The sequence below is a fragment of the Thalassotalea sp. G2M2-11 genome, from assembly GCF_017168195.1.
Classification (GTDB): domain Bacteria; phylum Pseudomonadota; class Gammaproteobacteria; order Enterobacterales; family Alteromonadaceae; genus Thalassotalea_E.
Genome location: NZ_JADNYL010000004.1, coordinates 108,853 through 124,417, shown reverse-complemented (window position 1 = coordinate 124,417; position 15,565 = coordinate 108,853). Strand labels below are relative to the sequence as shown.

Sequence of the window (15,565 nt, the reverse complement as noted above, 5' to 3'; positions counted from 1 at the left end):
GCAAATTCGCATGACTTTAGACGAAGATTTAACAATGAACATTAGGGATAATTTCTATCAAGCGCTATTTATCTTGTTGTTGACTCTGATATTGATGACTCCAAAAGCGTCCCTTGCCAACTCTGCACTTGTAAACATCAAAGGTTTCAAAACAACTTATCAAAAGTTTTTAGTAAAAGCGCTAGCAGGAGATCCAAAAGCTCAAAATTTTATTGGCTATATGAGTTTTTTCGGAGAAGCAACTAAACAAGATTATGATCAAGCACATTACTGGTTCCATTTAGCAGCCGAAAATGGAGAAATTAGGGCACAAAGAAACTTGGGGCTTTTTCATGCAAGAGCATTAATTCGTATTCCCGAATATTATTTTGATGCTAAAGAGTCTAATTTGTGGTTATCAAAAGCAAGCAGTGCCTTACCAGATGTTGATTTAAATGAGCACTTAACTAAAGTTGAAAATAACATTGATTATTTTACTAGTGGTTCGCCATTTGAAAATGGCCAAAGAATATACCGAGGATTCTGTGCTGGCTGCCATGGTTTCAACGGTATTGCTACTTTTAACTTATCTCCGTCTTTTGCACAGCTAGATCGCTTGGAAAAAAGTGATGAACAATTGCTTAAGAGTATTAGGGAAGGTAAAAATAATATGCCGTCGTGGAAGCAGATTTTGACGGAAGAGCATCAAAAAAATGTCCTACTCTATATTCGAACAGGTTTTAAGCTCAGCAAAGTCAATCAACCTACCACTATCGATCATAATTCGAGTGATATCATATCCTTAGGAGCTAAAACATACGCAAAGGTATGCGCTGGCTGTCATGGCTTTAGTGGAATTGCTTACTATGTCAACTCGCCATCCTTTGCTCTGGGAGAACGCTTAGAAAAAAGTAATGCGACGTTAAAGAAAAGCATCGAAAACGGCCGCAATATCATGCCGGGTTGGGGAGATATGTTAAGCAACGAAGAGATTGCGGCTTTAGTTATATATATTAGAACCCTAGCCGTTGAATTTGATGTTGGCATTGAAAGAGAAATTAACAAGCCAGCCAATTTTTATTACAAATTTAAGCCAAGAGGAGGTTGGAAAAACAAATAGTTGTGAGAGCAAACTAATTTTCAAACGCAGACCTGCTCATTTCAATCATTGCCTGTAGATCTCACTGTTAAACCTTACCATTATCACAAACTTTTTCTCAAAATTAAGCCTGTTTTCTCGTATTTGAGAACTTAGTGATGTATGACTGTACAGATATGACATTATCTTGGTTGAAAGGCCAAAATAAAGGGCTTTTAAGCAACAATATTTTCATATGATTGGCTTGCAACTTGCTATTACTATTTGCATTAAATTGCTTGTATCTCCAAGCGTTTAATACATTAAAAGTGTTAAATGGTGAAGTTTTTCATCATGGTATTTAATTAAAAGTAGTAAGGTCATAGTATGTTAAAGACAGCAATAATAGGGGTTGCGTTATCCATAACACTGTCGACTGCAGTTCATGCAACAGATGGTAAAAAAATTGTCGATCAATCGTGTGCGACCTGTCATGCGGTAGGTGCGGCCAATGCCCCAAAAATTGGTGATAAAGCGGCATGGAAGGCTCGAAAAGCTAAAGGTATAGAAGCTCTTCTGGCAAGTGTCAAAAATGGTTTGAATGCCATGCCTGCTGGCGGCATGTGCAATGACTGTAGTGATGAAGACTATAAAGCAGCCATTGAACATATGGCCAAATAACGTCTCTATCCTAAATGCAAAAGCCCTGTCCCCAACCCAGGGCTTTTTATTTTTTCCCCTGAATTAAACTACCCCTCGATGCGGTGTCATAGAAATAAACGGCACACCAAAAAAAGTGACAAAAGCAACAATAAAGACAATGATGATCATTATGGAACTGACATCCGGTTTTATTTTCCAAGTCACTCTAGCATGAAGTAATAATGCAACAAGCAGCCAAGATATAAAGGACCAAGTTTCAAGAGAATCCCAAGCCCAGTATCTTCCCCAAGCATCTTGAGCCCAAATAGCCCCAGCAATCAGCATAAGCGTTTGAAAAATCAAGCCAACAGCAACAAACCTAAACGCTAAAACGGCTAAATTTTCATCGGCAGGCAGTTGACTAAACCAAAGCCTGCATTTTCTAATTTTTCTGAGGAGAATTAATGAAGATAACGCAACGGCCAGATAAAAAAGAGCCAAAAATACCTTACCAAAACCGACGTGGATATATAACCATATTGTATGGTAGGTTGCCGGATACACTGCTTCCTGAGAGGGTGCCAGTAAAAGCCATGCCATCATCATAAAAAGCACGGGTTGTGCAATCACTAAAGCAAAACGAATTTCTTTGATACGCCAGAAAAAAAATAACCAAATAAGCGTAAAACTCCAAATGTTACTAGATAAAATTTCAAACATAGTAACAAATGGTCCGTGGTCAACACGGTACCAGCGCAATGCTATGGCTAGGGTATGCAAGCTAAACCCTAAAACACTCAGGTAAGGAATAACGGGAGGTATTTGCCGCCAGACGATAGTGGTAATTATTGAAAGGCTACCAGAGCAGACATAAAAAACTAATGCGGCCCATAAAAAGAGTAATTCATTGTGGTGTGAAGACAATGTAGTTAACCAAGTATCCATGATACGCCTATCAAATTTTTATTGATTGTGACCTAAGGTAACGGCATTAAAAATGCTTCATTCAAATAGTTAGCTTTGCTATTCTTGAGCGCACTGAATGTGTCAATGCTAGGCGCATATTACTATAGATCTTTGGTATTTATAATATAAAGTTCATATTTTAAGGTATTTAATGGTTAAGCCTAAACAACGAAACGATAATAGACCGTTCGCAGTATTAGTTATCACTCTAGTAATTTTATTAGGGGGAGTGTTGTTGTCGTTTGTGCCTGACAGCTGGGTTATTGGCGACAATAAAGACTATAGCGAAAATGCAACAATACCAAGTTATATGCAGGTTAAGCAAAGGCAATCAACTGAAGGCCAAACGACAAATGTGGCGCTCGCAAAACTAGACCCTACCGAGCATAGTCAACAACAACAAGAATTACTTAATCAGCAGCAATTTGCTGATGCAGCTAAGTTGCTACAAATAGGACACTTTCAACAAGCGATCACCCTTCTTCATAAGGTGCTAGCGCGTCACCCTAATTTACCAGAGGCCCATACGAACTTAGGCTTTGCTATGCTAGGCCTAGGCGAGCTGAAAAAAGCGGTTAAATCATTTAACTATGCTTTAACAATTAGGGCTGAAGAAGCTAACGCCTATTACGGCTTGGCATTGGTAGCTGAACAAGAAGGAGATTATGATATCGCCATGGGAGCGATGAGATCCTATCTCCATTTAAGAAAGGATGATACTTATGTGGCCAAGGCCAGAGCTGCATTAGCCTATTGGCAGTCTGAACAAGAATCACAAGACAAAAAATAATGGTTCAGATAACGAAATAATTTTTGCAACATTTGATTGCTGCCGCCGTTATTTTTACGCGGTTCGCTTTTTGGCCGTAAGCAATGGTTACTCTTGAACAATCACCATTACCGATTTGTTAAGTTGATTATATTGCTGGTCGGGCATAGGGGACGGCCCCTATATGACTTAAAATCATCTCGCTAGCTTCAGGAGCATCCCAATCAGCAAAACTACGCATATAACTAACCACCTTTCCTTGACGATTAATTATAAAGCTTGCTGGGACAACATCTGTTGGTAGTATCGTGCTAAGTTGCTGTTTTGAATCAACATAAAAACCTAACGCCGTGATATTTAACTGTTGATAAAAGGCATAAATTTCACTGCTGGTTTTTTCTTGATCAATCGAAATTGCAAGCAATTTAAAATCTGTTCCGGCAAGTTTATTAGCCAGGCGCTGTAAAGACGGAAGCTCTCTCAAACAAGGGCCACACCAAGTTGCCCATAAGTTCACCAGTAGCACTTTTCCCCTAAAATCAGCAAAATTAATTGCCTCACCCTGTTGATTATAAAAATCGACAGGTGTCAGGTATTTAGCCGGAGTAACGTCAATAAAACTCGCTACCGTGCCATCACTCGGTTCTGATTTTGCGTGATCTGCCCAACAAGGGAACGCACATAAAAAGCAGACAAGAGTGAAGTACTTGTTAAACATCATTGAAAGTGTCCCCTATTGCTTATAAAAATTGTGTAAATAACGAGAACGTGTCGCGAAAGTTACGGTAATCCCTAATCAAAAAACTTACCCCCACTCACGATCACATCGCTGAGCTAGTGTTAGTAACCGCCTTTTTTCCCCGTACCTAAGTAGGTTAATTCCCAAGAAACAATAAAGGGTTTAAACCATTTTTTCGGTGCAGTTTCTTTATCCATATGCAACATTAAATCAGGAGCTGTCACGCGATACTTGATTGAATACTTGCCAATGCCGTTTAACTTCACATTGTTACCATAATGAGGGCCGTCGTTTGCAACCATAGGCATTAAGCGACCTGAAGAAAACCAGCTATCACCTTCTTTTTCTATTCTATAGTCAACTTTCAAATAGGGTATCCAGGCACCAGATTTAAAATTGTATGGATTATCGTCTGTTGCTGAAACTCTTAACTCCAGATGAATATCAGCACCTTCTGGTATCTCATGCTCCATCTCATCCATATTCATTGGCATTTCATGCTTCATGGCCGACATATCCATCTCTTCTGACATAAGTACAGGTTGAATATACATGCCTCTAATTTCCATACCATATCTTATGAAACTGTCCTTTTGCGTCTGATTGGCACTGACATTAATGATTGTCAATAATGACAACAGTAAAACTACACTTTTAATATTCATAATATCTCTACATATTTTCAATCAAATAAAAACTACAGGCCAAAGATTGCTGGCCACCAACATAAACCGACAAACAAGCTACCGAACAGTCCTGATAAACAAGGCAATATCCTTGCCAGCCTACCTATTTGTTGTCCTGCCAGAATCTCCCAACCTAACTTCAAACTCCAGATAATACTCAGTGAAAAAACGGCAAGCTTAATAGTGACAACATTTGCTTCGGTTAAGCCGAATATCATTAACCACTCAAATAATTTGCCACCTAAACCAATTAATAACGACACCATGGCTATCGGCATATACTGATAGGCCAATTCTTTAAAACTATGCTTAAAGCTATCGGTTGAGCCCGCTTTTTGTGCCAACCATGTAGTGACAACATTAATCACTGACAGGGTAATAGCAAAACAAAGAGTGACTATTGCCATAAAACCAATAATGGATAGAAAATCTAACCAATTGAAGACCTCTCTACGTTCTGGATGATTACTCATTAACCACCACGGGCCAGCCTCACCAATCCAGTACCAACCTTTTTCGACAAACCACTCTCCAACGACCTGTCTCATTTGGTGATAAATCGGTAAGGTAAGCCATAAGAAACCGCCTAGAGCAGACCCTGTGCCAAGCAGAAAAAAACACACCTCAGCAGCACCAGGATTATGTGATTTAATTCGTTCGACTTCCCGCCCCGGCTTTCTTAGTTTGACCATAACGCTTGATTTAGCTTCTGGATTTACACAACGAAAACATTCAATACAATGGCGCGACTCTTGTTTATGACGCAAGTCTATCATTGTTGGACAAAAGCTCTGTTCGGCATATTTATCACCGCCGGGCTTATGTTTCTTCGATATAAACTGAACAATACCCAAGCGCGAAAATAATCCAAGTAACAAGCCGATCGGGCATATATGTCGGCACCATGCTCGGTTTTTCTTACCCCAAATAAAGCCAACGATGATCGCCATCAACATAACACCACCAAATATTTCAGCTAGCGCTTCTGGATGGTCTCTAACTCCCACTGTTTGCCCTAAAAATGTAATCAGTAAAAAGCTGATAATTGGCATTCCTTCCCAACGAATAAATGCTGGTATTTGTTTTTGTAACCCGCGCTTATTCGCCCATTCACTGGCAGCTCCCATAGGGCATAAAAGGCCACACCATGAACGACCAGTAAAAATTACCGAGAGAAAAACCAATGGAAACCATAAGCCCCACATAAGGTAATTAGCAAAAACGGTGAAATTATCTAATGGCGTCGCCTGTTCACTAGGTTCGGGTAAAAACAGAGGAACAAACAATATGATCAAAAAAAGCACAAACATTGCCAGATGAAACCATTTGAGTTTGTCTTTATGACGATGAAAAAACCATTCAAGCCCAGTTAAACGAGATGATGAATACACACTCGTACTAGCGTTAGGGGTTATATCAAGTACATCAATTGTCTCATACTGCTTGGTCATAAATTAGCTCTAATGTCTTTTTTCTTTGATTTCTCTTGATGCCACCACAAAAAGGGCATCCTTTAAAATCAATGTTAATGTCATTCTGCATGCGAATTTTGAACCAAGAGTGATAAGTATTTGCATTAATGAAGGATTAGTTGACTCTAATCAACATTGGCGTCTATAGCGGTTTATGATGAAAATTCATCTCATTTAAGCAATAAAAGCCATACTTTCAATAGTATAAGTGTTGGTTTATCTGCCAGAGGCCTTGATACTCCAGTTTTTCAACAACTACAGCTGGCATAAAACGTGCTGGTATAAAACTTCAAATAAACAGCATTATTCAATAAAAATCATTTGACTTTATGAACTCATACTTACATTCAAATTTTCATCCAATGATTAAACAACATGCTATCTTAATGGGAGATTGTGTCTTTGTTTATGATCCTAAAGCAGATGCGATTGTTGAATACACAAAATGTTTTGACAGCATTGTTGGCATTGAATCTAAAAATGAGAATGTCAAACAAAACTGGCTGAATAAAATTGAACATTTAAGTGAAGATGCTAGGGATACACTGTTTAACTACGATATTGAAAGTAAACCTGTTCAGTTTGAATATTTATTAACAAACGACAATGGTAGCAGTCACAGAATCAAGCATATTAGCTACCCTTACCTGAATGCTGTCGGTCAACTCTTTGTACTTATCATTCTCAGAGATCATGACTTACAGCCTCAAAGCATTCTCGAAGCCAGATCAAAAGTAGAAGACTGGCGTCAATTAGGCAATTCTCAATTACGACATATCCGAAAACTCATTGGTACGCTCTATCAGGATAGCAAAGCTGATTTTGTCATGTTGGCATTACCTATTGAAGGTGGAAAGTCAGCAAAATCATTGGTTGGTATCCAAGATGGAAAATTTTTTGATGAACTTATTTATGATTTAAAAGGAACACCTTGTGATATCACGGCCAAGGGAAAAATTTGTACACATAAAAAAGACATTCAAAAACTCTACCCTGAAGACAAAATGTTGGTTGAGATGTCAGCTGAAAGCTATGCGGGAGTCCCATTTTTTAATGATCAAGGAAAAGTACTGGCATACCTTGTCATTATCAGTAGAGCACCATTAACAGACAGACTACATTTTCACCATTTGCTCAATGAACTACAACCTAAGCTGAATCGTCGATTACAGCTCTATATTACCGATCAGCATTTATCCGAATTAGGCTCTGAACACTTTGATATCAGACAGTTTTCTCTTGGAGCGACGCCTTCAACAGAAGAGTTTCATCAGTGGTCCAATTTATCGGCAGAAACCTTTAATTCAGTCAAAGAAGCCATTTTTATCACCGATGCAGATAACAGAATTATCCAAATCAACAAAGCATTTAGTGATATTACCGGGTATAGCATTGGCGAGATTTTAGGCAAGACTCCTGGCTTCTTATCATCGGGTCAACATGATCAGGAGTTCTATCAAAAAATGAGAGACTCTTTGGAACAGCACGGCATGTGGGAAGGGGAAATCATCAACAAAAACAAACAAGGGAAGTTATTTTCAGAATGGCTTTATATTCGGGTTATTTATGATAACGATCAGTCAATCACTAACTACATTGCGGTATTTAGTGATATTTCCAAATATAAAGAAAAAGAAGAGTTAATGTATTTTCAGGCCAATTTTGATCCTCTTACCATGCTGCCAAATAGAAGCTTTTTCTTTTATACCTTGGCAGAGAGAATTGATCAATTAGATGAAGATTCTATAGACAAACTTTACCTTATGCACCTTGATATCAATGGCTTAGCGAGAATCAATGAGAACTACAATTATAATGTGGGTGACACCATATTGCTGGAAACCAGTAGAAGGCTAAAACGCATTGTTGCCAAAGATACGGTGATCGCAAGGATTTCAGGCGATAATTTTGTGCTGTTACTCGGCATGCAAAACAATGACTTTTGTTTAGATGAAATGGCACATCAAATTTGTGATGAACTCTCCGCCCCTATAGAAGCGGAAGGCTTACAAGTGACTATTTCCTGTAATATCGGTATTGCCTCAACGGCAAGTTCTACGATCAGTACTGATAACTTTTATAGCATGGCTGAGCAAGCATTATTAAAGTCTAAACAGGAAGGTGACAATTTATATTTTGTCTATGATGACGCGTTACAGAGTGAAATCAAATCACGGTGGGAACTTGAGCAGGAATTGACCCTTGCCATTAAAGAAGATCAGTTTGTTTTATATTATCAACCTCAGGTAGATTCACAAACAGGTAAGTTGCTGGGGGTTGAATCCTTAGTGCGCTGGCAGCATCCTACAAAAGGGTTATTAGCGCCTGGGTATTTTATCTCATTGGCAGAGGAAACTGGCCATATAGTCGAACTGGGCAATTTGATCTTATTAAAAGCCTGCCAGCAAATTCGAATGTGGTCGAAACAATTTCAACAAAAATTCACCGTCTCTATCAATATTTCCCCACGACAATTTGCGCTAGAGCATACCCATCAAACCATACGAAATATCATTGAAGAAGCGCAAGTTGATAAATCACGTATTATCTTAGAAATCACTGAAGATGTATTAATGACCGATCATGGGGATTTACTTGAAATGTTAGGTGATATTCGAAGAAGTGGTATTGAGTTGTCGTTAGATGATTTTGGCACCGGTTTTTCTTCACTGTCTTATTTACAGCAATACCCGTTAACTGAACTTAAAATCGATCAATCGTTTGTCCGAAGTTTAGGTGTAAAACCCGAAAGTCACACGATAGTTCGGGCGATTATTGCAATGGCAAAAGGATTGAATTTGAAGGTGGTCGCAGAAGGCGTCGAAACCTTGCTACACAAAGAAATTTTGGCTGATTTAGGCTGTGATGTATTTCAGGGGTACTTTTTTTCAAGACCCGTACCCGCTGAAAAGTTAACCATGTTTTTAACTGAGTCATGTTAACTGCTTTATGAAACAATGACTCAATTGATTAATTTTATTAGATTTACTTACGGAATTTTATAACAGTATGACTAATTTTTGGATCCTAGCGCCGCTCTTAATAGTAGGGGCTTTTAGCATTGTATTTTATGGCTATTTTATTGGAGCCAAAGGTATAAAAAATGTCAAACAAGACGTTCGCCAAGACACAAACATCGAACTCTATCATGAACACCTACAAGAATTAGAGAAGGATTTGAATGGCGGGGAAATAGATCAACAAACTTTTGTCGAGTTAAAAACCGAGCTAGATAAGACGTTATTACACGACGTCAACACCTCTGAGCCTCAGAAACATTCAGGGCAAGTAGGTTATCTGTCCGTCTTATGGCCCGTTAGTATCAGCATGTTTATTGGCGCTGCGAGTTTCTACTTTTATTTACAACTGGGCGCATATGACTTACTGCAACAACCAGCAGTTGTAAGTGCTGAGGATCCTCATGCAAATCTGGATATGAATCAAATGGCTTTGCTTAAAGTTCAACAGTTGCAACAAAAGGTTGCTAATGAACCAACCAACTCGCAAGCTTGGTTCAGTTTAGGTCATGCATTTATCGGCATAGGGCAGTATGACAATGCTGTTGACGCTTTTGATCAGGTAATGACTCTTGTCGGCGAGCATGCTGAATTGATAGGGCCTAAAGCGCAGGCTTTGTATTACAAAAATGGCGAACATATCAATGAGCAAGTTCAGGCGTTAATCGATAAAGCGCTTTCTTTAGATCCTATTGACGCCTCAACCAACATCTTGCTTGGCATGAATAGTTACGCCCAAAACAAATTTTCACTTGCCATCAGTTACTGGGAAAAAGTGCTTAACAGTGGTAGACCTGGGATCAATACCCGAGCGTTAGTTGGGGCAATTACTGAGGCCAAAAATCAACTCTCTACTCGAGGTGAAATCTTAGGTGATGTAGACACTAATCAAGCAAAACAGGATGTTAATCAACCTCGCTTGACCATTGACCTCTCATTTTCGCCGGACATATTAGCACGTTTGCAGCAAGGGGAAGATAAGATCGTCTTTGTTTATGCTGTCCCCACAACTGCCGACTCTCGTATGCCACTAGCAGCAGTAAAAGTTTACGCCAGCGATCTACCAACAACGATAGTGCTTGATAATTCTTTAGCAATGTCCGCGACCATGAATTTGAATAGTGTGGATAAGGTCAACCTCTATGCTTTAGTGTCAATGCAAGGCGTTCCTTCTATTAATCCTGGCGACTTTATCAGTGAGCGATTGGCTGTAGACGTGAACCATAAAGACATTATCAGTATGTCCGTTGATCACATTGTTCCTAACTAGCTCTGTTATCTTAGCAAGATATCAATTGTCATTTTTAAGATTATATTCCCAAAGATGAGAAAAAACGACAGAGCATGAACGCCTTATTGATAAGAGAACACTAAGCTTAGCTTAAATACTCAGCTCGATGTGAACTAGCTGTTGAAATTGTAGTTATAGAACAGCTTTCTCCTATCACTGCCATCGTAACTAACGTATTTTTCTTCTGAAAAAAGATTCAGCCACCTTGATGGAGAAATTCAGCACGATGTAAAGAAAATAGCGACACTTTTCGATGAAACTCTCATTGTTTTACTAGCAAGAAAAACACTTGTAGCAGTTAAGTTTAAAGCAGATCAATAAAACCGAATTTAACACGTTATCAACTGATGCTTGGTGTGCTTTTTGCTGTATTAAAACTGTTATTAGATCATTTTAAAAGTGAGAAGTTTATGAATTTACAGTATAAATCTCAAACAGTGACAGTTATTTTTTATGATGATACATCACTGGAATTAATGCACGAAACTCATTCGTTTATTAAAAGTGAGCGGGGACGAGTGATCATTCCTGATACCTTTAAACGAGGCAAGTCAATTATTGCTGTCTGTGACGGCGAAATAAATATAATTAATAAAGTAGGCGATCGTATTCTGCCCTTGCATCATGTGGCATAAACTGAATCATTATGTTGCAATACCGCTCTCGATAGCATCAGTGCAAATGTGACATTTATCACAAAAACATGTTATTTGGCATGTGATGAGATGCATACAAAGTAATGGGTACTATGGTAAGTCTGACTCAATAGCCCACCGCTGTATACGATATGACTGTTTATAGGTCATTGCGCCGCTAAAAACGCTATAGTGGCGAGACAGAGGCGAGAATGAATGCTTGTCATTAACTAGGTTAAATTAGCTTATTGTGATCTAAATCAATCCCTATTTTTCTATTTGAAATAAACCTACCTCCATTAGTTAGAAATTTGTTAATATAGTTAAGCGCTTATATCTATATTAACGGGTATACACTAATGATAATGTCACAAGCCAAAATCAAATTATACGCCCTTCTTCTGTTTATTATTGCCTTGGTTGTTAGTGTCTTTATCCTCAACGGTATCAATAAAAAATGGCAGCAGCTCAGGCAACACGATATCGAAAACCTGATACACACTCATGCTTTATCAATGGAAGAGTCGGTGAACCGTGCACTAGCGACAGCCAGAGTCCTAGCTGCCTGGCTCAAATCCAACGGTGGAAATACAGAACATTTTGATCTGTTTGCTCAAGAGCTGATTGAGGCAACCGGAGGAATAACAAATCTACAGTTAGCCCCTAAAGGCATTGTTCAATACATCTATCCTCTTGCTGGCCATGAAAAGGCCATGGGTCATAACATTCTGCAAGATGATAACCGACGAAACGAAGCTAAATTAGCCATCTTATCTAACAAGCTAACCTTGGCTGGCCCTTTCGAGCTTAAACAAGGTGGTGTCGCTATCATCGGCAGACAACCAATATTTGTCGATAAAATAGCAGGTAAAGATAGCAAGCAAAATAAGCACTATTTTTGGGGCTTTGCGTCAACACTTATCAGCTTAGAAACACTAATTATGACATCTAGCTTAAATGAACTCGATAATCGAGGAGATTTTTTTCAGCTATGGAGAAACCATCCTGACACTGGTGAAAAAGATATTTTTTATTCCAATGTAGATGGCGAAGTCTCCGAACAGTTTCATGAAACAATTGAGTTACCCAATGCTATCTGGCACTTGAATATAGAAGAAAATCACCAATTTTTTCACAACCCTGAATTGTGGTCATTATCGATTATTTTGTTTCTGCTAGACGTTTTTCTTAGTTATTCTTTTTATCACTATCTAAAAGAACGTTCGTCAAGGAAGGGAACTGACACTTAATTGGTGTTATCTTTGAACAATTGCACGCCTAAATACAATGATAAGACGATATTTCCTCTCAATATCAAGACTAACAATATGTCAAAAAAAAGGTGAATTAAGAACAGATTACTCCCCTAATCCACCAATCAGTTCATTTGAAGGGATTTCAGATAACCGTTATGCCATCAACAAAGATAATCTCTTTAAATACTCGGTCGAGTGAACGACTTTGAAAGTTATGCATGGCTGAGCCATCAGTCCAGCTTATTTTATCTTGTTCTTTAACTGGGTGCTCCGGTGCGGCTAGCCAGAGAGTTTTGCTATTTGAGTTAACCTCGATATATGTGTAGCCTGCTGACGTGATCACTTGCGTCACTAGGCCCGTAGTAGGCATTTGTGGTTGCTGGGAGTTTACGCCTTTATTAAAGCCAGCAACAAAATATATTTCATCAAAGGTTTTGTCCAAAGTACTGCTGGTGAAGTTGAACATTTTTGAACCGCCACTCCAGCTTACCTGTTCTCCTTTTTTTACATCGACCACTGGCCCTGCGGCCCAAACATCTTGCCCATTTATGTTGACCAGCACATATGTGTAACCACCTCCTGTTAAGACATTTTCGACAATACCTCCCATACCTGATGGTGCTTGTGTTTGATGGTTAATGCCAGTACGTGGTGAGCTTGCCACTGTCTCAGCTTTTGTTGGGTCGACAAACTGACTAACAAAATGAATTTCCTTAAAGGTTCGGTTCAATGACTTGCTATTAAAGTTTCTCATTAATGTACTGTTATACCAGCCAACTAATTGGCCATTTTCTACTTGGGTTTGTGGTCCGGCGGCCCACATTTCAACACCATTGGTTTCTACACGTACATAGCTATAGCCTCCACCACTGAGTACTTCTTTAATAACACCACCCGCTAAGTTACCTAGTGCATTTGCCTGCGTAGCCTGATTGATGGCTGGGTGGTTAGCTGGCAAGCTTGCAGTACTATTATGAGAGTTCTGTTCCGCATTAGACTCTTTCACTTGTTCACAAGCGCTTAGAGAAACAAGTAGTAAGGCTGGTAACAGTATTTTAGATGTTCTAAACATGACATTTTCCAATTGTGAGGTGTAGAGGCTGACAACCTATTGATTAAGCCCTTGAAGATTATTGTGAATAAAATTCAACGGGGGGCACTAATCTCTAGGGCTTAATCGATAAGTCACCAGACTATTTACTGAATATGACGATATCTCACTTTGAGCAATAACTATGCCAGAGAAAGTTTAATCAAATGATAAAGTGGTAGCTAAATTGCTAGCTATCACCATTAATATTAGGGCGTGCTGATCTTTCAAGTTTGTTTTTCCAACAAACGCTGCCAGAAAGGTTCGGTTAAAAGCGTTTTACTCTTTGTGGTGAGAAGATTTGCTTAGATGGCTAAGCGTCATTCCTCACGCCGCGTTTAAAACGCTTTTATCTTGAACAAAAATCAAACAGCAAAGATCAGCACGCCCTGGTCGGTAAAAATAGCAGTGATTTTTTAAAGCTGCTTTTTATCGGTTCAACAATCAGTATAATCCTCATATTCTGACAAATAGGCAGTACGATAATTAATGGTAAGCACTCTGAGTAACACAGGCATTAAGTCTACTGAAACCTGGCTAGCATCCGCTTTATTATCGCTTTTATTAGCCAATGTTTTAGCTATTTTACTTATCTTGTTGAAAATCCCTTTTTTCCCTTTTGGCTCAGCGCATACGTTATTTAAGGGGGTTTTGGCATATCATGTAAATCTGGCCATGGTATTTTGGGTACCTATGGCTGCCTGCTGGTACTGGCGAAAGCTGTTTCAGCTTAATAACTTCAAAGGAAAATTGGCCCTCTGTTTATCTGGTTTGGCTTTTATTTTTTTAGCCTTATCATTAATGGATATTCAAAATGACATCTCTTTGAGCAACTACTATCCAATATTACATAGCGATATTTTTATTCTTTCTCTGATTTTACAGGTTGTCTCCGTATCTATTCTTGCCCTGGAAGTGATCTGCTGCAGTGACAACAAGCAGGCAAAACTGTTTTTGGCAAAGTCTGCGGCATTTGTGTGGTTAATATTAGTTTTTTCAATTATTGGCAACTTACTGGTTGTTGATGTTAACTATTCCTCAGACGGTAGCTTTGAAAAACTACTGTGGGCGCCAGGACATATTCAGCAAACCATGAATAGCCTGTTGATTGCAGCGATGTGGTCTTACTTTCTTAATTGTGAGAAAGTTTTGCCAATATTGAGATTATCATCCTGGGTTGCCGGAGGCACTTGTATCATCGCACTATGCATTCAATATTTTAGTGCAGACGAGTTAATCAAACGCCAAGTGTTCACTTGGCAAATGACTTTATTTAGCTGGTGGCCTATGGCTGCAGTGGCATGGCAAGTGTTAAAAGAAAAGCTCAGCAACTTATACCTAGGTTTTTCTTTGTCTGTTGCTGCAATGGGGATGTTAGTGGGTATGATTATTGTGCCTGGTACCTTAAGCATTCCTGGCCATTATCATGGCATGACAGGCGCCTTCAACTTAGCCTTTTTTGCTATCTTGCTCAAAAATAAGCTTAATGCCTACTCCGAGAAACTTACCCTGTTGTATGCGGGTGGCATTATCCTACTGATCATCGGCTTATCATGGGCTGGCAGCCTGGGCATAGGCAGAAAACTGGTGGCTGAACAACAAGGCATACTAACCGTTTGGCAAGGGAGTGCTATCGCCCTCATCGTGCTAGGGGCAGTGATAGCCATCGCCACCTCAATATTAATAGTGAAATCCTTCTTCCCTCGTACCGTACGAAGAATGTAGCACTGTATAAAAACCGTTAAATTTTTCGCGCATCTGTTCATGCATGGTCGGGCATGATAACTTTTTTAATACTGTGCTGATTGCAAACATTATGTACCGATAGCCTTATTTGGTTTAATTATTGCTATTTAGAGTTTATATATTGCTGTCAATAAGTTACCCCACTGACATTAAATACAGTATGCTTACATTTGTGTGGTGTGTTTGGGTGATGGCTTGT

General features: G+C 39.0%; 13 protein-coding genes. 8 read left to right on the top strand and 5 right to left on the bottom strand.

Translation table 11 applies throughout. The annotated features are described in order from the left end of the window. Nucleotides 1–10 precede the first annotated feature (10 nt). Both IV514_RS14475 and IV514_RS14470 read left to right on the top strand, forming a co-directional pair. The gene (locus IV514_RS14475) at nucleotides 11–1,099 is read left to right on the top strand and encodes a c-type cytochrome (protein ID WP_206485999.1); all 1,089 of its coding nucleotides are present in this window, start codon (nucleotides 11–13) and stop codon (nucleotides 1,097–1,099) included. Nucleotides 1,100–1,444: 345 nt separating this feature from the next. Continuing rightward, nucleotides 1,445–1,738 (top strand): c-type cytochrome, encoded by a 294-nt coding sequence (locus tag IV514_RS14470; protein WP_206485998.1) that lies wholly within the window; start codon nucleotides 1,445–1,447, stop codon nucleotides 1,736–1,738. A gap of 63 nt (nucleotides 1,739–1,801) precedes the next feature. On the opposite strand, the gene ccsA is transcribed toward IV514_RS14470, so the two are convergent. Continuing rightward, entirely contained in the window at nucleotides 1,802–2,644 is an 843-nt protein-coding gene (ccsA, locus tag IV514_RS14465; protein WP_206485997.1) for a cytochrome c biogenesis protein CcsA, read from the bottom strand. Between the two features lie 172 nt (nucleotides 2,645–2,816). On the opposite strand from ccsA, the gene IV514_RS14460 reads away from it, so the two are divergent. Then, nucleotides 2,817–3,455: a tetratricopeptide repeat protein gene (locus tag IV514_RS14460; protein ID WP_206485996.1), complete on the top strand. Its 639-nt coding sequence runs from the start codon at nucleotides 2,817–2,819 to the stop codon at nucleotides 3,453–3,455. Nucleotides 3,456–3,582: 127 nt separating this feature from the next. Here the strand turns inward: IV514_RS14460 and IV514_RS14455 are convergent, their stop codons facing one another. From IV514_RS14455 to IV514_RS14445, 3 genes are all read right to left on the bottom strand, one after another. Beyond that, on the bottom strand, nucleotides 3,583–4,155 hold the full coding sequence (locus IV514_RS14455; RefSeq protein ID WP_206485995.1) for a TlpA disulfide reductase family protein: 573 nt from the start codon (nucleotides 4,153–4,155) through the stop codon (nucleotides 3,583–3,585). A 119-nt stretch (nucleotides 4,156–4,274) separates the two neighbouring features. Beyond that, nucleotides 4,275–4,742, bottom strand: coding sequence for an iron transporter (locus tag IV514_RS14450; RefSeq protein ID WP_206485994.1), 468 nt, complete (start codon nucleotides 4,740–4,742; stop codon nucleotides 4,275–4,277). A 128-nt stretch (nucleotides 4,743–4,870) separates the two neighbouring features. Then, nucleotides 4,871–6,310 (bottom strand): 4Fe-4S binding protein, encoded by a 1,440-nt coding sequence (locus IV514_RS14445; RefSeq protein ID WP_206485993.1) that lies wholly within the window; start codon nucleotides 6,308–6,310, stop codon nucleotides 4,871–4,873. 383 nt (nucleotides 6,311–6,693) lie between these two features. Between IV514_RS14445 and IV514_RS14440 the strand changes: the two genes are divergently transcribed. From IV514_RS14440 to IV514_RS14425, 4 genes are all read left to right on the top strand, one after another. Continuing rightward, a complete protein-coding gene (locus IV514_RS14440) occupies nucleotides 6,694–9,273 on the top strand; it encodes an EAL domain-containing protein (protein ID WP_206485992.1) in 2,580 nt (859 codons plus the stop codon). 67 nt (nucleotides 9,274–9,340) lie between these two features. Further along, nucleotides 9,341–10,618 carry a c-type cytochrome biogenesis protein CcmI gene (gene ccmI, locus IV514_RS14435; protein WP_206485991.1) on the top strand — a complete coding sequence of 426 codons (1,278 nt, stop codon included), beginning with the start codon at nucleotides 9,341–9,343 and terminating at the stop codon, nucleotides 10,616–10,618. Nucleotides 10,619–11,049: 431 nt separating this feature from the next. Then, nucleotides 11,050–11,274: a TIGR02922 family protein gene (locus IV514_RS14430; RefSeq protein WP_206485990.1), complete on the top strand. Its 225-nt coding sequence runs from the start codon at nucleotides 11,050–11,052 to the stop codon at nucleotides 11,272–11,274. Between the two features lie 359 nt (nucleotides 11,275–11,633). Next, the gene (locus tag IV514_RS14425) at nucleotides 11,634–12,524 is read left to right on the top strand and encodes a CHASE domain-containing protein (protein WP_206485989.1); all 891 of its coding nucleotides are present in this window, start codon (nucleotides 11,634–11,636) and stop codon (nucleotides 12,522–12,524) included. A 148-nt stretch (nucleotides 12,525–12,672) separates the two neighbouring features. Here IV514_RS14425 and IV514_RS14420 read toward each other — a convergent pair whose 3' ends face one another. Next, entirely contained in the window at nucleotides 12,673–13,602 is a 930-nt protein-coding gene (locus tag IV514_RS14420; RefSeq protein ID WP_206485988.1) for a hypothetical protein, read from the bottom strand. Between the two features lie 507 nt (nucleotides 13,603–14,109). On the opposite strand from IV514_RS14420, the gene IV514_RS14415 reads away from it, so the two are divergent. Next, nucleotides 14,110–15,345: a hypothetical protein gene (locus IV514_RS14415; RefSeq protein ID WP_206485987.1), complete on the top strand. Its 1,236-nt coding sequence runs from the start codon at nucleotides 14,110–14,112 to the stop codon at nucleotides 15,343–15,345. Nucleotides 15,346–15,565 lie beyond the last annotated feature (220 nt).